Source organism: Desulforhopalus singaporensis (assembly GCF_900104445.1).
In the GTDB taxonomy this organism is placed as follows: Bacteria; Desulfobacterota; Desulfobulbia; order Desulfobulbales; family Desulfocapsaceae; genus Desulforhopalus_A; species Desulforhopalus_A singaporensis.
In genome coordinates, this window is record NZ_FNJI01000021.1 from 69,162 (window position 1) to 91,399 (window position 22,238).

Sequence of the window (22,238 nt, forward strand, 5' to 3'; positions counted from 1 at the left end):
ATTGCCCATTGAGTTGCTTTACGTCGAAGGGGGCTACACTAAAGAAGGGGGATATGTCATTTGCCGGCCAAGCAATGCTCCAGGCGAATTCTTCCTCAAAATAGAAAATCGTGTTCAAGCAAATAATATCCTGCTGATAAAATGCCTATTTACAAATTTTCCTGCAATGGGTGTGGAAAGGTTTTTGATAAAATATTTACTTCCACAGATGCCGATTCAGTCACCTGTGGTGCATGTGGCAGCCAAGATGTTAAGAGGGTGTTTTCACAGATCGATTATGCGACTAAAATTACAACCAATATTCCTATCGAGGCACTTTCCGGTGGAGCCTGTAAATCTGGTTTTTCCTGACGATAATTCTTGGAATCCAGGATGGACTTCACGGACTAAATTTTCATAAAGTTCAATCTTACTTGTTTCATGGATTAACCTGCAGACAATTCGATTACCAGTTAGTTCGTATCGATAATTGGCGCAATTTGAACTCTTTCCGGGTCTCCACCAAAGAAAGGGGATGTGCTTTATAGGCCCCATGTAGCTTGATCAAATTTCTATCCTTTTTTATCCGCACAGCACTCTAACCCGTAATCGGTAATTTTCAAAGTTTCTGAACCCGTAAGCTCTTCGTTGGATAAGCTTCATCTTTCGATGGAAGCCTTCTAGAATTCCATTGCTTCTATAGAAACGAAACATTCGAACCACAGGGTTCAGCCAAGTTCATCAGGGTCTTTCCAAGCGTTTGCATCGGTCGAAAAGGACTGGCCCGAAGCATCTCGTTTCTTTCTAACAGATCATGAATCAGTTTTTTGCATGCCGGGGGATTCTTGCCTTTGTTCCTGAATAGATCAGCCAGGTCCTGGGAAAACAGCCATAAACTTTTGATGGCTGGTTGTTTTTCAAGGTAGTGCTCAAGTTTTTCTCTTTTAGAGCTGCTTAGATTTTCTGATCTGGTACACATTATCCTTATGAGTCCGCCACGTCCCCAGGCAAGATTCTCTTCATCAATGAGTTTGCATGTCTTTGCAAAATGAAGATTGATGAGCTTAATAACATGGAATCTATCGGCTACGATCTTGGCGTTTGGGAACCACCTTCTCACCATCTTTCGATATGGGGCATGCATATCCATGCAAATCACCTTGACCCTTTTACGCCCTTTCAGTGACTTTAAAAATGGCAGTAACTCCGCTTCACTTCGTCCAGGTGAGATATCGAAGACTCTATGTTTTTCAAGGTTGCAGAATGTCGTAACAAATCCGATTTTTTTGCTGAATCGATGTTCGTCTATGCCAATATACCTCGGACACAAGCGATTCTTCTGATGGCTGATTTTCTGCATCACCATTTGGTGGTAGTACCTCTCCACAGAGGCAACGCTGATTCCGCTTTCATGGGCTGCATCAGCGTTTGAAAACCCTCTGCTGCATGTATAAAACACATTGCTTTTCAGGGGCTCCGTAGAACGGTTCCATTTTTTGATTCCATTCATCCTGGTGTTGAAAATACCGTCCACACTGTCTGCAATGGTATTTGCGGCACAGAATCCGCAGGATTACAGGCCGACCCTGTTGTGGAGTGCTCTTGATATCCCTCCAAAAACTTGCATTGATACGCTTGTCTGAGCTGCTACACCTGGGGCACGCAGTGTCTTTGTTATAGACGACTTACAGACAGGCTGGCCTGAGAGTAATGACCTTTTTGATTGAAAAGTCAGTCAGCCCGGTTAATAATCTTTCCATAAATTGATCTCCTTTCTTTGGTCGGAAATTTGATCAATTTATGGGGCATACCAAAATTATCTGGTATGCCTTTTTTCTTTACGGGAACTTTTTCATCCCCCTTCTTTGAGGTAGAGCCAGATTGGGCTGTGGGGTGATTCAGATCCTGTTCCACCATGGAAATGGCGTAAAGGTGCACGGAATAGCAGTTATGATTGTAGTGTAAATTGCAACAGGAACTTAGCGAGATTTGATAGGTGGCTGTTTCGTTTTGACTGGCCAAATGCCCACCAGAATATGAGGGAATCGGGGGCCGGAGGCATCAAGACTCTGGTTGACGTGAAAAAGATGATAGATGCCAGATTCGGATCGAATCGGCGCAAGTGCAGGCATTGCCATTATGAGGAACTGGCAGAAAAAGAGTAAGTCTGCTCTTTCATGAGCGTCCTCCCGGATACCGTTTCCGGGAGGAAAAGAATGATCATCAACGAATCAGGCTCAGTTTCTCAACTCCCTATAGGAAACGAGATCATCACCTGAAACGTCCCTGCTTTTATCCAGGATAAGATAGTCCAGTTCCCCATCGGTCAGGGAGCTGTATTTTTTTGCTTGGGAGAGGTAGAACAACCCGCCCATCATCACCCATATTCCGCATGCGTACCAGGATTCTTCTGCCATGAAACCCGGGCTTCCCGGCACGCAGAGCAGCAGGAGAACGCCGAAAGAGACCAGGGCGCCCATAAGCGCCGTGGTGCTTTTAATGGGTATTTCCACTTCAGCTCCGTCAGCCTTTTTTGTCTCCCTGTAGGCGCCGAAGCAGGTGTACATATAACCGAATGCTGTCCCCAGCGCCGCCATATCCACGACCCAGATGATGACATTGCGGCCGAACCAGGGTGCCATCAGAGCCAGGGCCGCTGTAAAGAGAACGGCGTTTTTGGGGACACCGCTCTTCTCGTCCACACCGATAAACCAGGCCGGGAGCACCTTGGCCCGTCCCATGGAGAACAGCAGGCGGCTGGTGGCCATATAGAACCCGTTGATGCCCGTGCAGATCCCCATGGAGATGGCTATTACCAAAAACCAGATCCCCACCTTGCCGATGGCAGCCTGCATGGCGTAACCGGTGGGCCAGACATGTTTTGCCTCGATCAACTCCTGCCAGGGGAAGACAACTCCGGTGGCGAGCAGGACAAGGATATACATGAGTCCGCCGACAATGATGGAGACCATGATCAGCAAATTTGCCCGGGCAGGTGGGAAGTCATACTCCTCTGCAGCCTGGGGGATGGTGTCAAAACCAACGAAAAGAAAGGGGGCGATGGCCAGGATGCCGACGACTCCGGCAATGGCCGGAACCTCAGGATTGAACCCTGGCGTCAAATGTGTAAACGATGATATATCAGTAAAGCCCGCACCACCCGCAATGAGGAACACCGCTGCGACGAGAAGGCCGACCATGTATACCTGGACATTTGTCACAGCTTTGGATCCCCGGTAATTCAGATATCCGAAGATCATGATTGCGGCTGAGGCAAGCCCGACCTCCCCGGCATAGATTTCTGATCCTGCGATGGTGTAGAGATATCCTCTGGCGAAAACATCCGGGGCCACAAATTTCGCCAGAAGCGAGAGCGCCGTAGCGTTCAATGGAACAATGCTCAGGTATCCGAGCGTCAAAAACCAGCCGCAGATATAAGCGTGATACCTGCCGAAACCGTTATAGGCATAGGCGAACTCCCCGCCGGAAACAGGCACTTTCTGGACCATGTATCCATAGCTCTTGGCGATGACCAGCATGGCGAGACCGCCAAGGGTAATGCCGATGGCAGCTCCTACGGGACCGCTTTGCTCCATCATGGTACCGGGTAGAATGAAGCTTCCCCAGCCAATGATGGATCCGATAGCCAGTGCCAGAACACCGACCGGGCTGATTGATTTTTCGAGGACGACCCTCTTTTCCTGTGTCATGTAAAATTCCCCTTCCCGTTTCGTAACCGTTCAGCAGTGCTCCATATGTGCACAGATGGGGTGCTAGTGAACGCTTACGTTTGAAATACTCCATGTTCAAGATTTTTCTGGATTGCCTTGAGGCTCTGTTTGTGGATTCTTTTCACAAGATCCCGGTCTCCATTGAGATAGTTGGCAAAATCCTTGATCGTGCCATACTGTAACAATTCCAGAACAGTGAGCCCGAAGGACCTTGTGTAGCGCTTGTTGCCGTCCATGAACTTCAGCCTGGGCAAAAAGAGGCTTCCGCAACTCTTGCAGCAGAATCTGAGCATTATAAGTTCCAGATGGCATCGCTTGCAACCAAGTGGAGGCATGTGAAACAACGTTTTTTCCTCCCTTTGAAAATCACCTCTTTGCTGTCGCAGCTTGAGCAAGATCTTTGATCCGCCCGAACTTCCGCTTGTATAATGATACAATTTCCAATGTACCTGGTTGCTCGATATTCTACACCTCGGGTGTTGAATGCATGGTATAGTAGAGAGGTAAACATGACATGAGTCCTTTGGGATCTGGTTGAAGGTTGTTTGGTCGCCAAACAACCTTCATCATGTCATGTCTATTTTTCAACTCTTTTCACCGTACCAGGTACTCGTTTGCCGGATGAACCATTTTAAATTGATACATTCCATTGTCAGCCCTCGACAATAAGCCGCTATGGTGTCTTGTGCACCGTAGCGGCTTATTTAGACTCATACGGGCGATACCCGGTTGATGTATATTCCATCGGAATCCAGGGCTGCATCCGGTGTTAATTGCCTTGAATCTCTCTTGCTTCTTGAATCACACTATCAACAATTGAATGGTCGGCCAGGGTCGAGGTATCTCCCAGTGAACCTTTATCAAAATCCCCGACCGCGACTTTTTTTCAGGATTCTTATCAGGATCTTCCCAGAACGGTTTTTTGGTAGGTCATCCGCTCACTGGATTATTGCCGGTGTGGCAAAGGGGCCGATCTTTGGCCTGACGTGCGCTACCAGTTCTTTTTTCAGTATATCAGTTTTTTCAACCATGTATTAAACGATACAAAGGCGTAGATAGACTGCACTTGATGGGGTGAGGATATCCGACAAACGGCAGATTCTCCGTCATTGTACATGCCTCCGGTGAAATAATACGTAGGATATAGAAGAGCTCAAATTCAAAAGAGCTACGGCTTGTGTAGCCACTTTATACCTGCCGACCAAGTGCAAAACATTAATAGCCCATAACGAGCCCCCCGAAGCTTAAAGTCGGCTCATCCGGTTACCGATTAGTTCCACAAGATAAGACCTCTCGCAAAATCTCTGACCTGTGGGACACTACAATCTGCCATATAACCTCTTTACACGCGCAGCTCTTTCTATGCGGCCTAACTCCTCTTCTTTGTATGCTTTTTTTCTTGACTTCCTCAATAATACTGAGTGAAAAAAAACAACAGAAAGCAATGGCGGTCAAGGCTATTAATAATCCGGTATCAAGATTTAACAGTGCAGTATCAAGATCCATTTGTGCTCTTTTTTGTTAACGATGCTTCAAACCTGCAAGTGCGAAACACCTGATGTCTGATGTTAGATATCTGATGTATCAGTACTGAAAAGCACTATATAAGATATAGTGCTTTAAAACAATAGTAATTTTTTATGCCAGTCGATCATTTTTTGAAAAAACCATTTTCCCTGGTCCAGCTGTTCAATAGCCTGATCACCACCTTTTTGCCATGCACGAATCCATCGACACACGACGTTGTAGTGAATTGATACAATCTCAGCTATTTCCTTCCGGGTCTTTCCGGCCTGAAACAAGTGAATGGCTAGATTTCGATTATGTTGTTGAACCTCTCTTGAAAGGTTTCTTCCGTCTGTATTTTTCATAGAAAGAGTATACCGCAAAAGAACCTAAATGCCCGCCAGGTTAATATTTGCCTTAAGAAGGATTGACCGAAGTAGTTAAAGGCGCAAGTATGTGCAAGAAACTGTTTGGTGAAGATTAGACCTCAAGTATGGCGCAGCTTAAAACAGTCTGAAAATGTGTCGCGTGGTCAGTTTCAATCCCCATCAGGACGGGGATTGAAATTTTAGGATAACTGTCGGTTACTCTATGTGCCTAACGCCACGAGCTGCAGCGCGTTGCCGGGTCCAATCTTCTTTGTCGTCGGGTGGTGTGGAACACTGGGCACCGATCTTTGGAACTATGCTTATGGCTTCTACCGGACATGTGAACGAACATACCCCGCAACCAATACATTTTTCGTCAAGTACGAGGTATTGGCCGCCCTCTTCAACAATAGCATCCATCGGGCATCGCTCATCTCTACATATCCCGCATGCCGTGCAGGAATCCGGATCAATTGTGGCCAGATAATTACTTTTTGCAAATGCGGTGGGGATCTTGAACTCTTTCATGGCACGGAGCATCCCGCAGCAGCAGGAGCAGCAATTGCAGACAAACGTCTGTCCTTCCACAACGTTGTAGGTCATATGAACCAGCCCTTCCTCCTCAGTCTGGTCAATAATTTTCAACGCCTCTTTCTTGGAGATAATTTTACCCAATTCCGGATACTTGTCGTACGCGCCGACTTCTTTACTCATATGGAGGCATGTCTCCAGGGAGTGACCACAGTTATTACCAACCATACGCTGCTGCTTCCGGCACATGCAATCTTGTACCTGAAACGACCTGGATTCTTCAATGACCTGACGAATATCCTCATAAGCTTGCACCTGTTGCTCCCCTGCGGCATCAGTCTCCACGGGAACCACCCTGAAATATGGTGGTTGCAACCCTACGACAGTCATCAGTGAGTCAGCATGGCTAAGCCATGATTCGAACAGTTCCGAAAATTTTCTCTGCTCGCTTTCACTCTTGTCTGTTCGGAGCCAGAAAAACTCATACAGACCAACCACGAAGGGAGGCATCCAATACATTTGTACGCCGTTCTTTTTGGTGGTTTCAAGTTGTCCTTTCATGACCATTTCATCTGTAATCGCCTGCAATTCCTCAACAGGTTTACCAATACTCTTTGCTATGCTATCTATTGATTCGGCTTTTTTGGGGAAAAGGAGCATTATTTCAGCTTCCTGGGGCGTGGCAATCATTTCAAGGATCTTCAGTTCGACACCCTCAGGATGGGGGGGGAAACCTTGGGGATATTCATTTAGCTTTGCTGCCAGTCTTTTGTAAACATCATTGCTCATGTTTATACCTCCGCTTGATTTTATGAGACCATCGTTTTCAGTCGGTCAGTCACCACATCGGTTCATGCGATGGATGTAAGATCGAACCTAGCGGCATCGCTCACTGTTCGGGAGCATGATCATAACCCAATGAGGTGCGCCGTTGAAGTAAGACCCTAATCAAATTCTTGGCGAAAACATTACTCTATAAAAGAGGTTGTCTCGTCAGCCAGCCAACTTGCCCAGGCTTCAATGCCGTCTCCAGTTTTTGCCGATACTTCGAAGATCCGGATTTTCGGGTTAAGCGTCAATACTCTTTCGCGCATGGCCTCAAGATCAAAATCCGTCATATGCAGATAATCGATCTTATTCACGAGAAGCACATCACACACTGAAAACATCAAGGGGTATTTAAGGGGCTTGTCATCTCCTTCGGGAACGCTCAGAATCATGACGTTTTTAATGGCCCCGGTATCAAATTCGGCAGGGCAGACCAGGTTACCCACGTTTTCAATGATGACCAGGTCGAGTTTATCCAGATCCATGTTGTCCAGCCCATTTTCAACCATAGAGGCATCCAGGTGGCAAAACCCGCCGGTTCTCAGCTGAACTGCGGTAATGTTTTGGGCTGCAACTTTTTCAGCATCTACCATTGAGTCAATGTCCGCTTCTATAACGCCTGTTCTGAATTGATTCTTCAGAATTTCAAGGGTTTTTAGGATAAGGGTCGTTTTGCCGGCACCGGGTGAGGCCATCAGGTTGACCAGGAAGGTTTTTTCATCGCTTAGCCTGGATTTTGATTTTTGGGCTACAACATCATTATCAGCCAGGATGTTTTCCTTGACTTCAATTAATCTTATATTTTCCACTAAATCGCCTCCAGATTTTTAATATAATATTCCCTGCCGGATATGAAAGTGAGTGACGACGCATGGGCGCACTCAGGACACTGTATTTTATCGATTTCTTTGATACTAACTTCAAAAGAATGTCCGCAGTCGTTGCATTTCATGACAGCAGGGGCTCTTTCGATTTTAAGCCTGGCATTTTCAGCAAGGGTGTTCTTGCTTAGATGGTCAAAATATTTCTGAATCCATTGGTCTTCAAGATCACTCATTGCACCTATCCTCAGTTGAATGGCCAGTACCTTATTTACCCTACTTGCCTGTGCGTGCTTTAAGGCAATGTCGAGTATTCTCTTTGTTACCTGAAGTTCGTGCATGTGATATTCCTGTTTAACCTTGAGTTATCGGCAATTGACGTTACGGCATCAAATTCAACGTGAAACGCTTCATCGAAAAAATACGAATCGGATGAATTTTTCGACTCGTCACGTCATAAAACTAACTGGGTTACAACCCCGTAGACCACTGGCCAACGGACTTGCTGCACTGTTCTCACGGGTTGGCATATTGTGATTTTTTCCTGAAAATGTTGTAGCATCTTCGTATAGGTTTCTGAATCTCCACAATGCTTCTTGACTGTTAGGATGCTGCTGTTACAACTCCAGAAAGATGTACCCGGTTCGGCGATGACCAGAAATTCGGCATTGTGGTGATTGCGTTGACTCAACAGCGCCGCTCGGGTAGGCAAACCAAGGGGGGGGATTTTGGGCAAGTTCCAGCCGGAATCAGCCAACCGATCCGGATCAGGTGTTTGAATGCCGCAACCAGAGCTATCCATTTGCCCGCATCTGAGTTCATCGTGGCGGAAGAAAATAGAGGATGGATTTTCAGTCCCGTTTTGCGGCAGGTTAGGCGAAGGTTTGACAGATCGGGAATCTTTATACGTCAAGTCGACTATTCCCTTAAGACTTTTTTCCGGTCTGAACAACACGAGTTCTGTAAGAGCATTGACGATTGCCGTATGCAGAAAAAACACACCTAAAACTAAGTTGACTGCTAAATCCAGCAAAACAAGAATGTCCTTGGTCATTTTATTAATCCGGCGGATATCGAAATCTAAGGTTTTTTCAAAGAGTACCTAATTACAGTGAGTTGCCACTGGCGGTGCAAACCTGTTTGTCCGCCGATTTAAGAGTCTTCTTTTCAAACTTAGAATTCCAAGTGAGAATCAGGCCAAAGTCTTAAAGTTTTCTGTATGACCACTTCTCACTTTTTCTTTCTGAAACTTGACCTCCATTAAAAGTTTATCAAATAGTTGCCTGGTGCATATCCAGCTATGGTCAACCGATTAACGTTGTTACGGTAACATAGTTACTTCAACAACAGCGTAATATCTGCCTTTTGCCATGTCAAGATATTTTCTCTTATAATCAACAAAACCGATAACAAGAGAAATGAATGCTGTTCATACCTAAAAGATGAAGGTTTTCACTGAATAGATGGCAAGTCAGCTAGATCAATAGTAAAAAGAGATCCTCTTTAAAACTCTATGGATTTACAGCCCTGGTTAAAAATCCCCAGGCAGGTTCGGAGGATGATGACTCATCAGGTATTCAATTCTTGACCACAGCGCTGATTTGGATTTGCGGTTCAATGTTGGTATAGTTCGGCATATCCCTCATCAGCTTACTGCCATGCTTGACAAATGCAGCCTGAAAATCCACCAGGTCTTTGAAATAGAGATGGCCAGCAGCGACAAAGGGTGCCGAAGAACCCGGGGCAACTCCGCAAAGTCCCTGATCAATTTCAATCCGCACCAGCCCCCAGGGACTCAACAATTCTGAGACAAGTTCGGCATGAGTGCTCGCATAATACTCCTGATTAAAATTCCCGTCAGGCTTGTTCGGATAAAGGATGGACACCCGAACCATGGCACCGCCCAGATCCGGCAGCGGATCTAAAATATGGTCTGCTTTTTCGAAGGTTCCCACCGTCTGAAAACCGACTTGGGCAGCCATTGCGTCGTCCACAAAGAGCATCTCTATGCTGAAGCCCTGATCGTCATTGAAGTAGATCATCCCACCATTTGGGGTTACGACAGGATCCGAGTTCCCCTCATAACCTGCGGCGATGCAGCGCGCGTAGGTTTCGTTAAAGACCTGGGCATTCTTGCAGCCAAAGGCGACATTCAGCAGTCCCTGGTCACTGATGCGATACTTTTCGGGCCAGGGTTTGCCGACCGGATCAAGGTATTGCACCACTTCCAGCAGAATGTCTCCGGCCAACAGCAGGAGTTCTTTTCGCTTGGCTCCTTCCAGGCCCAAGAGCGCCTCCTGTTCAGGTGTGTGCAGTGTCACCCCTGCAGCCTCTTTCAGGCCGAACGCATCGATAAAGACCTTTTTCGATTTTTCCAGGTCGGGGACGGACATGGTGACACTGCGCACAGCAACCGGAACCTTCGGGCGCGGGCGTGGTGTGGCATCAGCGGCACAGGGATCGTCCTCCATGATCTCCAGCAACACCCCTTCCGGATCTTTCACACAGACCCGGCGCGATCCCTTCGAACCCGCAGGTGCGGACAGCAGTTTCGTTCCGGCTGTTTCCAACCGGGCAAGCGTCGCATCGAAATCAGCGACATGCAGCCCGAGGGCGTTGTACCCTATATCACATGGTCTCCAGTCCTTGGGCAAGGGGCGCACTTCAGGGCTTTTGAATTGGAAGAATTCCAACTGAAAGAACTCTTGCTGGTCCACTGCCCAGAGTGTTTTGCTGGCAACATCCGGAATTCCCTGAATGGCCTCGAACAGTGGGCCGCAAAACTCTTCAGTACCGCCGCTTGGCAGGAAACCAAACATGTCCTGATACCAGGCAAAGGTTGTCTTCAGGTCAGTGACGCTCATGGCGACCTGGCAGAGTGTGATATTATGCTTCATAAGTATTGCCTAACCCCTTAGAGTTCTATGATAATCTTGATGTTGGTATTATCTTTACTCAGCAAAGCCTCGAATCCCTCTGTCACAAGGTCGTCCAGAGCGATGGTTTTACTGTGCAGCGGCTTAGGATCAATTTTCCCTTCGGAAAACATCTGGATCATCTCAGGAAATTCCATCAAATAGCCGAAACTCCCGACGATCCGTTTTTCTTCGACCGCAACATCAAGAAAATTGATCGTGCTCGCATCAGTGAACATACCTGCCAGGACCACACAGCCAGCCTTTTTAATCAGAGAGACCGCCAGCGGCGCGGTATCCTTGTGCCCGATACACTCGATCGCGACATCAGCACCGAGACCATCGGTGAGCCGCTTTATTTCTTCGACCGGATCAACTTCACCCGGGTCGATCACGGCCGCCGCCCCGAGCTGCATAGCAAGCTCTTGGCGATGAGTAGACAGCTCCAGAACGAAGACCTTGTCCGCCCCTTCGGCCAAAGCTGACTGCAGGACAGTCAGTCCGATCGGTCCTGCTCCCAATACCACAACCGTATCCCCCTGCCTGACCATCGCCTGACGAACAGCGTGCAAACCGACGGCGTACGGCTCGACCATCGCCCCGACAACGTCGGTCACCGAGTTCGGCAAAGGAAAAAGGACAGTGGCCGGGACATTGATATAACGGGTAAAAGCACCATTTATATGGAAGCCGAACATGGCCCCCTTGAGGCAGAGATGCAGCAACCCCTGCTGACAGTAGTGACACTCTCCACAGCACATTCCTCCCATGCTTGCAACGCGATCACCCAACGTGACGTTATCGACCCCCTCCCCCAGCTCGACGACCTTGCCGGAAAACTCATGACCCATAACTACTGGACCTTGGTGGCCGGTCAATGGATGCGGCTGGTCAACGCAGGTAAAGATCGGGCCATGAGCATATTCATGCAGGTCTGTGCCGCAGAGGCCAACGGCAGCAACCTCTATCTTGACCCAACCTGGCTCCGGGCTGGACGGTTCCGCGATCTCTTCAATTCTCACATCTTTTCTGGCGTGCCAAACTGCTGCTTTCATTTGTCACTTCCTTTTCAAGGTTGCTGATAGGTTGTTAAAAAGTCCACTGCTGCAGAGCAGGATGTAACTCTGTGACAGCGATGCCCCTTGGCCGCATAATTATATAACTCCACGGTCTATTTTTTTAAAAAACAGCTGCTAAATTTCCAATCTGTTCTCCGCCCCTTCCGGGTGATCTTGGTCCTTGCCTGCCCCCGGCTGGTCAGCGATTCACAGTTATGCAACCGGATTTTAAATGTGAATCGCTTTGTCAAAAGCGGACAGAACTGATTCGTGCATCACCTCGGATAGGGTCGGGTGGGCAAAAATATTGTGCATCAGCTCTTCCTCTGTGGTCTCGAGGTTCATGGCAATGCCGTAACCTTGGATCATCTCCGTCACTTCGCTTCCAATCATATGCGCACCAAGCAACTCCCCGCGATCCGCGTCAAAAATGGTCTTGATAAGACCTGCTGTTTCACCCAGTGCGACAGCCTTTCCATTTGCTACAAACGGAAAACGACCGACTTTTATCTTATATCCTCTTTCCTGCGCCTGTTTTTCAGTTAATCCAATTGATGCAACCTGGGGGTGAGAATAGGTACAATATGGAATCCTGCTGGATTTAACAGGCTGGACGGATTTGTTGCCTGCGATTTTCTCGACACAGACTACCCCCTCGTGGCTCGCTTTGTGAGCCAAACATGGCGCACCTGCAACATCACCAATGGCAAATAGCCCGGGTTCGTCAGTGCGCAACCATTCATCCACCTTGATGAAACCTTTCTCCACCTTGGCCTTGGTATTTTCCAGACCGATATTATCAGAGTTACCAACCACACCCATGGCGAGCAATACTCGATCAAAACTTTCCTGAGACACTTCTCCATCGCTGGTTTTCAGGCTGACATCCACGGAACTGGACTGCTTGACTATCGATTCGAGATATGTTGAAGTGGAGATCTTTATCCCCTGGGTTTCGAGTTCTTGCTGAAGCATGTTGGAGATCTCGACATCTCCTGCCGGAAGAATTTGCGGCAACGCCTCTACCAGTGTTACCTCGCTGCCAAATTCGCTGTAAAATGAGGCAAATTCAATACCTATTGCACCGGCACCGACTATGAGCAAGCGTCCGGGAACCTTCGCCGGCACCATCGCTTCCTTGTAGGTCCATACCAATTCCCCGTCTGGTTCCAATCCCTTGATCCGTATCGGCCTCGCTCCGGTTGCCAAAATGATGTTCGTGGATGAAATGATAATGTTGCCGGACTCTGCAGCTATAGCCAGTTGTCCACCTCCTTGTAAACTTGCGGTCCCCTCCAGCACAGTGACACCATTTTTCTGCAGCAAATAACCGACCCCGGCCCCAAGTTGCGAAGCGACCCCTCGAGAGCGTTTTACGATCACATCAATATCAATTTTGACATCGGGTGTTATCATTCCGAATTCATCGGCATGTTTCATTAATCGGTAGATCTCAGCACTACGCAGCAGCGCTTTTGTCGGGATACATCCCCAGTTAAGACAAATTCCACCAAGGTGTTCACGCTCTACGAGCGCGGTTTTCATCCCCATTTGTGCACCGCGAATCGCGGCGACATACCCGCCGGGGCCACCGCCGACCACAACTAAATCGTAAGATTGATCAGTCAAAGTTTACCTCCTTTAGTGAATATGATGAATCCCATCAAGAAGAGTTTGATTGTTTCGAGCTTATCCGGCTGCATATGATGATCTAACCAGTGGTCCGCACATGACTGTTGTAAATCCGATTTTTTCTGCCTTATTTTGATAGGCATCAAACATGGGCGGAGTAATATATTCGTAGATTGGAAAAGCCCCGGGTCCGGGGCTGAGATATTGCCCCAAGGTGAATGATTGGCAACCGGCAACATGCAAATCTTCCATCAACCGGTTGACCTCACCTACCGTTTCCCCAACTCCAACCATAATTCCCGATTTTACAACAATCCCGGATTGGTGATCAGCAACATTCTTCAGCAAAGCGAGAGATCGCTTATAATTGGCACCGGGGCGCATCTTCGGGTAAAGCCTGGGAACGGTTTCTACGTTATGACCCAGGATATCCGGTTGTGCGGCAATGACAGTGCCAAGGCTCTGCTCGTCCCCTTTAAAATCGGGAATAAGCACCTCGATAATTATGTCGGGCAAAGCCTCTCTTACCGCCTTGATTGTTCTGGAAAAATGTTCAGCTCCGCCATCGGGCAAGTCATCACGGGTGACCGAAGTAATCACGACGTGTTTGAGATTGAGTCGTTGTGCGGCGAGTGCAACCTGTTTCGGTTCCCCTGGGTCAAGGGGTCGGGGGGGGGCATTTGTTACGCCGCAAAAGCTGCAATTACGGGTACAATTGACTCCCATGATCAAAAAAGTGGCTATGCCATGATGAAAACAGTCGCCGGAATTGGGGCAATTGGCTTCTCTGCAGATACTGTTGACGTTTAACCCCTCAAGCAGCGCCTGCGTCTCTTCAACGACATTTCCCACGGGAAGTTTGCTATACAGCCAGGGTGGTTGACGCAAACCCGCAGCGGGCAAGCCAGATATTTGCAAATCGAGTGAGAAAATTTGTGTAAAATGGTTCACCAGCTTTTTTGTCACATGCTGCGGGGAAATTTTTTCCTCTGTCAAAAAAGCCAGTGAGGTCATGATGTTGCTGTCAAACCCGCACGGATTGATTACCGAAAAATCATCCAGTCGATTGTTGACATTGATGGACATACCATGCCGGGTAATCCACTGTTTACAGCTGACACCAATGCTTGCTAATTTAAAAGCTCCAACCCAAACCCCCGGTTTTTTTTCCCGCCGTTGGGCCGTGACTTGATAATCGGCGGCAATTCGAATGCCAAGTTCTTCCAGTTTACGAACGTACAGGTGCAAATCCTTGCCATGCTGGTTGAGATCGAGAATGGGGTAGATCACCAGCTGACCTGGAGCGTGATAAGTCAGATCTCCACCGCGATCGGACTGGTGAATTTCTATTCCGCGCGCCCGTAATGTTTCCTCAGGATAGTTCAGGTTGAGCTTACTTCCATTGTTGCCGACCGTAACCACCGGAGGATGTTCGACCAGCAGCAGCAGATCCGGAATTTTCTTCTGAAAACGAAGAACCGCAAGGTTTTTCTGCAGATCTGAAACGTAATCATACCGCAGTGTTCCAAGGTCTATAAGCAATGCGTTGTTCATACGATGCCTGTCGAATTTACCAGTGTAACGTAAACAAGGATTCCTCTACAGTATCGATCATCCCGCTAACCAGGAGTAGGGGTTCTCCATGTATTCTTTCACGGTTGCCAGAAATCTGGCACCACCTGCGCCATCAATAGCTCTATGGTCGAACGTCAGGCTGAAGCTGCAACAGGGCCGCTTCACCATCGCACCTTCAATGTCAACATATTTGTCAAAGATATTGCCGACACCAAGAATAGCTACTTCCGGAATATTGACAATCGGAGTGAAACGATCAATGCCAAACATACCAAGATTAGTCAGGGTGAATGTCCCGCAAGTGAGCTCGTCCATGTTCAGTTTGCCTTCACGAGCCCGGCTCGCAATCCCACCCAGATCATCGGTGATCTGGACTAATGACTTCTGTTCCGCAGAAAAAATCGCGGGAACCAGCAGTCCTTGCTCGGTATCGACGGCGATACCGAGATTGACAGTCGAGTATTCTATCAGTTCATCCCCTGCCAAAGTGGCGTTTATGCCAGGATGTTTGACCAACGCCCGGGAAACCACCGTTGCCATAATTGCAGTAAAGCTGGTTTTGAACGGTAACGATTTTTTCATCCTGGTGGATTCGGTCATATCCACTTCGGCTGTCAACGTCACCGGAGCGACCGTTGCCGCACATTCGCTCATATGCCTGGCCATGACTTTCTGCAACGAACTCAGGGGGCGCCGTCGATAGCTTCTTCCCAGTTCATCAACCGAGTCTGATTCCACATCCTTTTGCCCGGCTTGTTTGGCTTTCAAAACATCTTCTTCAATTATTTTGCCCCGCGCGCCAGTTCCTGCAACTGCATCTAAATCGATACCTGATTTTTCGGCTTCGCGCTTGGCCAATGGCGTAGCGGCGACCTGATGGTCTTTTTCAAGAGCCAGATAATTCTGCACGGCCCTCTTGTCGATTGTCCCATCACTCCGGGTTGCGGTAACAAGGGCAAGATCCACCGATTTTTCTTTTGCCAGTTTTTTGGAGGCAGGGGTGGCCCGAATCTGGTTTTTTCCTGTTCCGGCAACAGCAGGCGAACTGTTATCATTCTCCCGGGGCGTTGCTGGACCAACTCCCTCGCCACTCGCTGCATCTTGCAAACTTTCAGTTCCGGTGTTTACTTCGAGTGCATCATTTTCACTGAGAATCTCTGCAATTTCCTCAGCGACGGCAACTGTTAAACCTTCTTCTTTTAGAATGTGGAGGATACCTGTTTCAACACTGACAACCTCGTTACTCAATTTCTCCGTTTCGATGTGAAGCAGTGTCTCACCTTCATAAACCATGTCGCCATTCTTTTTCACCCATTTGGTGATCTTTCCCTCTTTCATTGTCAGGCCGAGCTTCGGCATTACAATTTTACCCATAGTTTATTTTCTCCTTACCAAGAAATCTATCTGCACAGTCAGTATGATTTTTGGCAAATTCTTCACCGGCACCTGCCGATGAATTGTTGGTGACGATTATATCGTTTCACAAATTTTATTGAATATATTCTCCATCCCTTTACGCACATCAACTCCGCGAAACGCCTCTGAATCTATAACTATTTGTTTGACAATACCATCGACGAGACAAGCCAGCATTGCGGCTTTCATCATGGTATTACTTTTATCGTTAACCGCCTTAGCAGAGTCTCCATCCATGAGTAATTCCAGGAAAATATCTCTGAATCGTTTAGTGACATTCTTCAGGGGCTGACGGAGTCGCTCTGAATAGAGCCCTTGCGCAAGAAGGTCGTAGTAAACGTTTATGTATGCGAAATCATTGTAAAAAAAGTCAAAAAGAATGTTCAGCCCCACATTAATCTTTTGCTGCGGTTCATCATAATTCGCAATAGCTTCCTTAAAAGTCTCCAGGATGCTATTACCACTATGCTCTATCGAGGCTGCTATCAACTCTTCTTTATTGTTGAAATAATATGACAAGGTCCCCTTGCTGACGCCCACCTCTTGCGCAATAATATCCAAGGTTGTTTTGCCATAACCGTGCTGGGCAAGACTACGCAAACAAGCATCGAGAATTAGTACCTTTTTCTCTTCTGTAGCAAGACCCTTAAGAACCACTGTCTCCGCCATAACTGTCTCCTGTAATCATCATACTGTTCGATCTGATACAAAGTAAAATATCCGTTGTGCTGCATTGTGGAATTTTAGCAAAACATAAATATACCATTGGTAACGCTGAGAACCTACTTGAAAACAAAAATCTTTTGTATAATCAATTTGCTATCCACACGAATGAGAGCCGCATACTGATTTTTTACGAGGTTGTCAAATTTTCACTCATAATGACTTTGGAAAGGTTATGCTTGATGCATTTGCCTCTCTCTTGATCTTCTCGGCAGAACCTGTCAAATTACAACCCAGATAGCTTATCTGTAATTATAGATTTCTCATTCTTGGCCTATCGCTTTTTTAACCGCCCTGACAAGATCCTGTTCATCTGGAATCGTAGCCCATTCCATTTCCTGGTTATAGGCGTAATTCACATGGGGAGTGCCAACCCTGACGATCGGTCCATCCAGGCAATCGTAGGCCTTTTCAGCAATAAGAGCAGCAAGTTCGGCACCAACACCACAGGTCATAACTCCTTCTTCGGCTGTCACCAGACGTCCGGTTTTTTTGACCGACTGAAGAATTGTTTCGGTGTCGAGGGGATACAATGTCCGCGGATCGACAATTTCAACGGAGACCCCTTCAGCGCCCAGTTCGTCGGCAACCCGCAAAGCACGAGGAACCATCCCGGAAACAGCGACAATTGTGACATCATCGCCTTCTCTTAATACGCTCGCCTGGCCCAGTGGTATTGTGAAATCAATATCATCGGGCACTTCACCACTTTCAAAATAAAGCAGTTTATTCTCAAGAAAAATCACCGGATTATTGTCGCGTATCGCAGATTTCAACAAGCCCTTGGCGTCTATGGGACTTGATGGCGACACCACCTTGAGTCCCGGGACTCCCATGAACCATGAAGCAAGGCTTTGGCTGTGTTGGGGGCCTGCACCGAGGCCTGCTCCTCCAGGGCTGCGAACAACCATCGGCACACTAAAGGTGCCCCCTGACATATAACTCATCTTCGCAGCTTGATTGACTATCGGATCCATACAACAAGTCAGGAAATCCTGGAACATAATCTCAGCTATCGGTCGCATTCCTGTCATCGCGGCCCCAACTGCACAGCCAATGATAGCGTTCTCGCTGATGGGGGTATCACAGAAACGGTCCGTACCAAATTCATCCACCAGACCGGCAGTAACACCAAATATTCCCGTGGTGACATCCTCACCGATTAAAACGACATTGGCATCGCGCCGCATCTCTTCGGTTATTGCCTGGCTAATGGCCCCGGCAATCGTATTAAATCCCATACTCATAGACGTATCTCCTTGCTTAATCTGCATAAATATAAGACATAAAATCCTGTGGATTCGGATCCGTCCCTTGGCGCCCGAACTCAACGGCCTCGCCGATTTCGCTCTCTACCTCGACGGATAAAGCCTCAAACTCTGCAGCGGTGATCGTCTTGCGTTCGATCAATTGTTTTTTAAAGCGCTCGATCGGACAATGCTGGGTTATAGCTTGAAGTTCGTCCTGATCACGGTATGGTTGGGGATCTCCGGCATAGTGCCCTTCCCAGCGGTGAGTCAAACATTCCAGTAAAATTGGTCCATTACCTTTACGAATCCAGGCAACGGCATCAGCGGTGGCGGAATAGACTGCTTCGATATCATCACCATCAACAGTGACTCCAGGCATGCCGTAACCAACTGCACGAGTCGAAACCTTTTCAATCTTCTGGTGGCTGGACTGGGGGGAGAATTCCGCCCAACCATTATTTTCACAGACAAATAATATCGGCAGTTTCCAGACCGAAGCCAGGTTGGCAGCTTCATGAAACGTTCCCTGGTTGCTCGCTCCATCCCCAAAAAAACATGCGGTTACCCGGTCATTGTTCTGGTATTTGGCAGAAAACCCGGACCCGGTTGCCAATACCAGTCCCGCCCCGACTATGCCGTTGGCACCCAGGATACCGAGGTCAAAAGCGGCTACGTGCATTGAGCCACCCCGGCCTTTGCAGTAGCCTTCGGTCTTTCCGAAAAGCTCAGCCATGGCAAGCTTGATATCGCCTCCCTTGCCGATCAAATGTCCATGCCCACGATGTGTACTGGTTATATAATCATCGTTGGTCAAGTGCGCACAGACACCGGTAGGACATGCTTCCTGGCCGATTGAAAGATGAACAAAACCCTTCACCTCACTATCTGCGAATAACCTGGCGAGGGTTTCTTCAAAGCGCCGGATAAGGAGCATTCTTTTTAGCAAAGCCAGTGCGGCATCCTTGCCTACCTGCTTTTTTTGTTTGAGTTTAAATTTCGTACCCATAATTTTCATCTCCATAGTAGAGGTATTGATCAAACCACCAGATCTCCCATACCGTTATTTTTCAGAAAATTGATGTACAACCCAAATAAAGGCCCAAGGACCGGAACCAGTTTCAAAACTTCTCCTAAATTTCCTACTGTACGGATATCCTTTTTTAACGTAGCCATCATGAAATTAACCTTTCCCAGCCAGTATAAGTGCGCAATATCCGAATCCATTTCCATCTTCACCTTTGGATTTACACTGTCCGGCCACTCCCCGGTGTATACTTTTATCTGCTCCCCGGAGGAAGCATCGATAACTATTTTGCCTTCAGGATTCAAGTAATGCAGCTCAAGAACCAATCCTGTATTGAGAATTTTCTGTTTTACTTCCGGCACTTGGTCTGCAGACCCGAACATACCGCTAATCCCTTTGTACAGTTGATCAATATTCGTGATATACTTTCCCATACATCCTCCTTTTGCCATAACTTCGGGTTATTAGAGCCAAATCCACATGTTATACAAGCTGCGCTTGTAAGCGTTTGGACCAGTGTGCGCCACGATTTGCCGCAATCTATCTGACCGGTCAGTATTATATAACATCAGCTGATTTTTTGTGTCAATGTTTTTTAAAAAAAAATCATATTGAGCCTTAAATATTCCTCGTTGCGATAGAGTCTGCGAGCAACTTGAAATCCGGTCGCATGTTCACTTTTACAGCTGCTGTAATTTTGCATGAAGAGCCGGTAACAAAAAAAACATACAGAAAGTCGCGATGCACCAACCTGGGATTTCGGTATTATGGCAGAAGGATTCTATTTTTGTCGGTAGCTGAAAAATAGAAAGATTTCGTGTTGTCCTGATAGCCCCCAGCACCCGAGATTCTGGGGCGTATCATTCTTGTGTTCATCCTGCTGTTTTTTTACTTTCCCATGAGAGATAGAGCTGTTACCAGCCACTGGTATTGCTGGTTAAAAGAAATCCGAGGAGGTGTGGAGCCTTAAGTTATACATATATTTTTTTTTACTTTTGTATAAATTGGACTTGACTTCAGCACAGGTGTAGGCAATTATTATCTGACTGGTCAGATAGAACAAAAATGAGGTTTATGGAGTCGAAGGATATTCGTTTAAGCAAAAAAATAAATTTTCTGTGGGGTGCAATATATTGAATATACAAAATTTGTAGCTGGCGGCATGCGCGCATTACCATCTTGTCTTGAGTTTGGCCGTATCCTAGAGCGCAGCAAATAGATCTACGGTCAAGGATTCAGCTGGTGCGGCAATTTTCGCTTTTGTGCCGATCCTGCCATATGGCAATGGCAGCCACCACCGCAGCAGCGTAAGGGAAGGTGTAGAGGGTGTGATGCAACGCTGGGTTGCTAACTGCAAATAAGAACCAGTGAATTCAAACATCAACACGACAGGGGGCAAATATGACGAAATTGGCAGGTAAAGTGGCTTTGATTACAGGAGGCGCATCCGGTATCGGTGCGGCAACCGTCAAGGAGTTCGTCGCCCAAGGCGCCAAGGTGATGATTGCCGACCTCAATGAAGAAGATGGTTTGACGTTGGCAGAGTCTCTGGGAAATGCGGCTGCATTTATAAAAACGGACGTATCCGAATCAGAGCAGATCCGGCACATTGTCGAAGAGACGATCAGACGGCATGAAAAAATAGATATCCTTTTCAATAACGCAGGGATAGGTGTCTATGGCAGGACTCATAAGGTGTTGCCGGAGGTGTGGGAGAAGGTCATGAAGGTGGATGTCGATTCTATTTATCACTTCTGTCGTTTTGTCATCCCTTATATGATGAAAGCAGGTGGTGGAGTAATTATAAACACGGCATCGGTCTCGGGAATGAGAGGTGACTACGGTTATGGCGTTTATACTGCCGCTAAAGGGGCTGTTGTGAATTATACGCGCAACCTGGCCCTGGACTACGGTAGAGATAACATCCGTGTTAATGCGGTCTGTCCCGGCCTGATTGAAACGCCCATGACGAGCCCTTTGATCGCTCATCCGGGAATTCTGGAGCAGTTCAAAAAGAACACTCCCCTGGGGCGCCCGGGACGCCCTGAGGAAGTTGCCAAGGTTGTAGCGTTTCTCGGTTCCGATGACGCCTCATTTGTGACGGGAAATATAATGCAGATAGACGGTGGTGTGATGGCATGGACAGGCCAATATGACGCGTATCGTGAGCTTGGCGATATTACGCTTCCCTGATTGCAGAACAATAACATCTTGGTTTGAGGGCGAATTTTAACGTTGTAGAGATAGGTAAAAAGGAGGCTGTGGATGAAGAAAGAAGCGATTGATCCTATAATGCAACATGACCAAATAGAAGTAATCCCCAGCAGTTTGATCAGCAAACGATATACAGCATGCGGACCACTGTTTCATAGGTGGCGTTGCATGAACAGAATGAGGTTGTTTGGTGTTGCCGTGACGATACTGGGCAGTCTGTCGGCGACAACCGGCGCGTACGCGCTTAATTTTGATCTTGGCAACGGGATCTCCCTTGACTGGGACACGACCCTGCGCTACTCCGTAGCTCAACGTATTGAGGACCGGGATAGCAAGTTGATCGCCGATCCGAACAGTGATGACGGCAACCGGAACTTCGACCGGTGGAGCCTGATCAAAAATCGCTTCGATGTGCTTACCGAAGCAGACCTCAATTTCGGCGAAGTGGGTCCCCTCTACAACTTCGGCCTCTTCACCAGGGCTCACGGCTGGTATGATTTTGTATACAACCAAAGCAACGACCACGATTCCCCCCTGACCAGCAACAATATATCCGTTGCCTATGACAGCTTTACCGACAAGACGGAGAAATGGCATGGCAGGAAAGTGGAGATGCTTGACTACTTTCTCTATTCCGGCTTTGACGTCGGCGGTCTTGATACCTCGC

At 47.6% G+C, this 22,238-nt stretch carries 20 protein-coding genes and 1 pseudogene; 3 read left to right on the forward strand and 18 right to left on the reverse strand.

The genetic code is table 11. The annotated features are described in order from the left end of the window. Positions 1-141: 141 nt before the first annotated feature. Complete coding sequence (locus BLQ17_RS23705) at positions 142-351, forward strand: FmdB family zinc ribbon protein (protein WP_092224044.1); 210 nt, start codon at positions 142-144, stop codon at positions 349-351. A gap of 210 nt (positions 352-561) precedes the next feature. Here the strand turns inward: BLQ17_RS23705 and BLQ17_RS14385 are convergent. The 18 genes and pseudogenes from BLQ17_RS14385 to BLQ17_RS14475 form a co-directional block, all read right to left on the reverse strand. Beyond that, positions 562-1,489: pseudogene (locus BLQ17_RS14385) on the reverse strand (ISL3 family transposase). Next, on the reverse strand, positions 1,401-1,610 hold the full coding sequence (locus BLQ17_RS23850; protein WP_092224083.1) for a hypothetical protein: 210 nt from the start codon (positions 1,608-1,610) through the stop codon (positions 1,401-1,403). Before BLQ17_RS23850 ends, BLQ17_RS14385 begins: the two are co-directional and overlap by 89 nt. A 606-nt stretch (positions 1,611-2,216) precedes the next feature. Further along, the gene (locus BLQ17_RS14400; RefSeq protein WP_092224052.1) at positions 2,217-3,689 is read right to left on the reverse strand and encodes an APC family permease; all 1,473 of its coding nucleotides are present in this window, start codon (positions 3,687-3,689) and stop codon (positions 2,217-2,219) included. A gap of 74 nt (positions 3,690-3,763) precedes the next feature. Then, positions 3,764-4,003: a hypothetical protein gene (locus tag BLQ17_RS14405; RefSeq protein ID WP_092224053.1), complete on the reverse strand. Its 240-nt coding sequence runs from the start codon at positions 4,001-4,003 to the stop codon at positions 3,764-3,766. Positions 4,004-5,329: 1,326 nt separating this feature from the next. Continuing rightward, positions 5,330-5,581, reverse strand: a complete 252-nt coding sequence (locus BLQ17_RS14410; protein ID WP_092224055.1) for a helix-turn-helix domain-containing protein — start codon at positions 5,579-5,581, stop codon at positions 5,330-5,332. 219 nt (positions 5,582-5,800) lie between these two features. Beyond that, on the reverse strand, positions 5,801-6,904 hold the full coding sequence (locus BLQ17_RS14415; protein ID WP_092224057.1) for a 4Fe-4S binding protein: 1,104 nt from the start codon (positions 6,902-6,904) through the stop codon (positions 5,801-5,803). 179 nt (positions 6,905-7,083) lie between these two features. Further along, positions 7,084-7,752, reverse strand: coding sequence for a hydrogenase nickel incorporation protein HypB (gene hypB / locus BLQ17_RS14420; protein ID WP_092224058.1), 669 nt, complete (start codon positions 7,750-7,752; stop codon positions 7,084-7,086). Further along, the gene (hypA, locus tag BLQ17_RS14425; protein ID WP_092224060.1) at positions 7,752-8,105 is read right to left on the reverse strand and encodes a hydrogenase maturation nickel metallochaperone HypA; all 354 of its coding nucleotides are present in this window, start codon (positions 8,103-8,105) and stop codon (positions 7,752-7,754) included. Before hypA ends, hypB begins: the two co-directional genes overlap by 1 nt. 113 nt (positions 8,106-8,218) lie before the next feature. Next, positions 8,219-8,818 (reverse strand): hypothetical protein, encoded by a 600-nt coding sequence (locus BLQ17_RS14430; protein ID WP_092224062.1) that lies wholly within the window; start codon positions 8,816-8,818, stop codon positions 8,219-8,221. Between the two features lie 523 nt (positions 8,819-9,341). Beyond that, on the reverse strand, positions 9,342-10,661 hold the full coding sequence (locus BLQ17_RS14435) for an EthD family reductase (protein ID WP_092224063.1): 1,320 nt from the start codon (positions 10,659-10,661) through the stop codon (positions 9,342-9,344). Between the two features lie 17 nt (positions 10,662-10,678). After that, entirely contained in the window at positions 10,679-11,734 is a 1,056-nt protein-coding gene (locus BLQ17_RS14440) for a 2,3-butanediol dehydrogenase (protein WP_092224065.1), read from the reverse strand. Positions 11,735-11,965: 231 nt separating this feature from the next. Further along, the gene (gene lpdA, locus BLQ17_RS14445; RefSeq protein ID WP_092224067.1) at positions 11,966-13,366 is read right to left on the reverse strand and encodes a dihydrolipoyl dehydrogenase; all 1,401 of its coding nucleotides are present in this window, start codon (positions 13,364-13,366) and stop codon (positions 11,966-11,968) included. Positions 13,367-13,426: 60 nt separating this feature from the next. Next, entirely contained in the window at positions 13,427-14,923 is a 1,497-nt protein-coding gene (gene lipA, locus BLQ17_RS22935) for a lipoyl synthase (RefSeq protein WP_218121807.1), read from the reverse strand. Between the two features lie 57 nt (positions 14,924-14,980). After that, positions 14,981-16,318: a dihydrolipoamide acetyltransferase family protein gene (locus BLQ17_RS14455; RefSeq protein WP_092224070.1), complete on the reverse strand. Its 1,338-nt coding sequence runs from the start codon at positions 16,316-16,318 to the stop codon at positions 14,981-14,983. Between the two features lie 96 nt (positions 16,319-16,414). Further along, entirely contained in the window at positions 16,415-17,029 is a 615-nt protein-coding gene (locus BLQ17_RS14460) for a TetR/AcrR family transcriptional regulator (protein ID WP_092224072.1), read from the reverse strand. Positions 17,030-17,346: 317 nt separating this feature from the next. After that, complete coding sequence (locus tag BLQ17_RS14465) at positions 17,347-18,330, reverse strand: alpha-ketoacid dehydrogenase subunit beta (RefSeq protein WP_245695151.1); 984 nt, start codon at positions 18,328-18,330, stop codon at positions 17,347-17,349. Positions 18,331-18,346: 16 nt separating this feature from the next. Next, positions 18,347-19,339 (reverse strand): thiamine pyrophosphate-dependent dehydrogenase E1 component subunit alpha, encoded by a 993-nt coding sequence (locus tag BLQ17_RS14470; RefSeq protein ID WP_092224074.1) that lies wholly within the window; start codon positions 19,337-19,339, stop codon positions 18,347-18,349. A 29-nt stretch (positions 19,340-19,368) separates the two neighbouring features. Then, positions 19,369-19,791: a hypothetical protein gene (locus BLQ17_RS14475; protein ID WP_092224076.1), complete on the reverse strand. Its 423-nt coding sequence runs from the start codon at positions 19,789-19,791 to the stop codon at positions 19,369-19,371. Between the two features lie 967 nt (positions 19,792-20,758). Here BLQ17_RS14475 and BLQ17_RS14480 point away from each other — a divergent pair. Further along, the gene (locus BLQ17_RS14480) at positions 20,759-21,550 is read left to right on the forward strand and encodes a meso-2,3-butanediol dehydrogenase (RefSeq protein ID WP_092224079.1); all 792 of its coding nucleotides are present in this window, start codon (positions 20,759-20,761) and stop codon (positions 21,548-21,550) included. Between the two features lie 189 nt (positions 21,551-21,739). After that, the coding region (locus tag BLQ17_RS14485; protein ID WP_176761245.1) for a DUF1302 domain-containing protein at positions 21,740-22,238 on the forward strand (499 nt) is incomplete at its 3' end.

What these genes read in the sequence shown, in the direction of transcription:
- BLQ17_RS14410 (WP_092224055.1), bottom strand. Translation starts at nt 5,581, where the DNA reads ATGAAAAATACAGACGGAAGAAACCTTTCAAGAGAGGTTCAACAACAT.
- BLQ17_RS14460 (WP_092224072.1), bottom strand. Translation starts at nt 17,029, where the DNA reads ATGGCGGAGACAGTGGTTCTTAAGGGTCTTGCTACAGAAGAGAAAAAG.
- BLQ17_RS23705 (WP_092224044.1), top strand. Translation starts at nt 142, where the DNA reads ATGCCTATTTACAAATTTTCCTGCAATGGGTGTGGAAAGGTTTTTGAT.
- BLQ17_RS14470 (WP_092224074.1), bottom strand. Translation starts at nt 19,339, where the DNA reads ATGGGTACGAAATTTAAACTCAAACAAAAAAAGCAGGTAGGCAAGGAT.
- BLQ17_RS14475 (WP_092224076.1), bottom strand. Translation starts at nt 19,791, where the DNA reads ATGGGAAAGTATATCACGAATATTGATCAACTGTACAAAGGGATTAGC.
- BLQ17_RS14435 (WP_092224063.1), bottom strand. Translation starts at nt 10,661, where the DNA reads ATGAAGCATAATATCACACTCTGCCAGGTCGCCATGAGCGTCACTGAC.
- BLQ17_RS14415 (WP_092224057.1), bottom strand. Translation starts at nt 6,904, where the DNA reads ATGAGCAATGATGTTTACAAAAGACTGGCAGCAAAGCTAAATGAATAT.
- BLQ17_RS14405 (WP_092224053.1), bottom strand. Translation starts at nt 4,003, where the DNA reads ATGCTCAGATTCTGCTGCAAGAGTTGCGGAAGCCTCTTTTTGCCCAGG.
- BLQ17_RS14465 (WP_245695151.1), bottom strand. Translation starts at nt 18,330, where the DNA reads ATGAGTATGGGATTTAATACGATTGCCGGGGCCATTAGCCAGGCAATA.
- BLQ17_RS14480 (WP_092224079.1), top strand. Translation starts at nt 20,759, where the DNA reads ATGACGAAATTGGCAGGTAAAGTGGCTTTGATTACAGGAGGCGCATCC.
- BLQ17_RS14440 (WP_092224065.1), bottom strand. Translation starts at nt 11,734, where the DNA reads ATGAAAGCAGCAGTTTGGCACGCCAGAAAAGATGTGAGAATTGAAGAG.
- BLQ17_RS14400 (WP_092224052.1), bottom strand. Translation starts at nt 3,689, where the DNA reads ATGACACAGGAAAAGAGGGTCGTCCTCGAAAAATCAATCAGCCCGGTC.
- hypA (WP_092224060.1), bottom strand. Translation starts at nt 8,105, where the DNA reads ATGCACGAACTTCAGGTAACAAAGAGAATACTCGACATTGCCTTAAAG.
- BLQ17_RS14430 (WP_092224062.1), bottom strand. Translation starts at nt 8,818, where the DNA reads ATGACCAAGGACATTCTTGTTTTGCTGGATTTAGCAGTCAACTTAGTT.
- BLQ17_RS14455 (WP_092224070.1), bottom strand. Translation starts at nt 16,318, where the DNA reads ATGGGTAAAATTGTAATGCCGAAGCTCGGCCTGACAATGAAAGAGGGA.
- lipA (WP_218121807.1), bottom strand. Translation starts at nt 14,923, where the DNA reads ATGAACAACGCATTGCTTATAGACCTTGGAACACTGCGGTATGATTAC.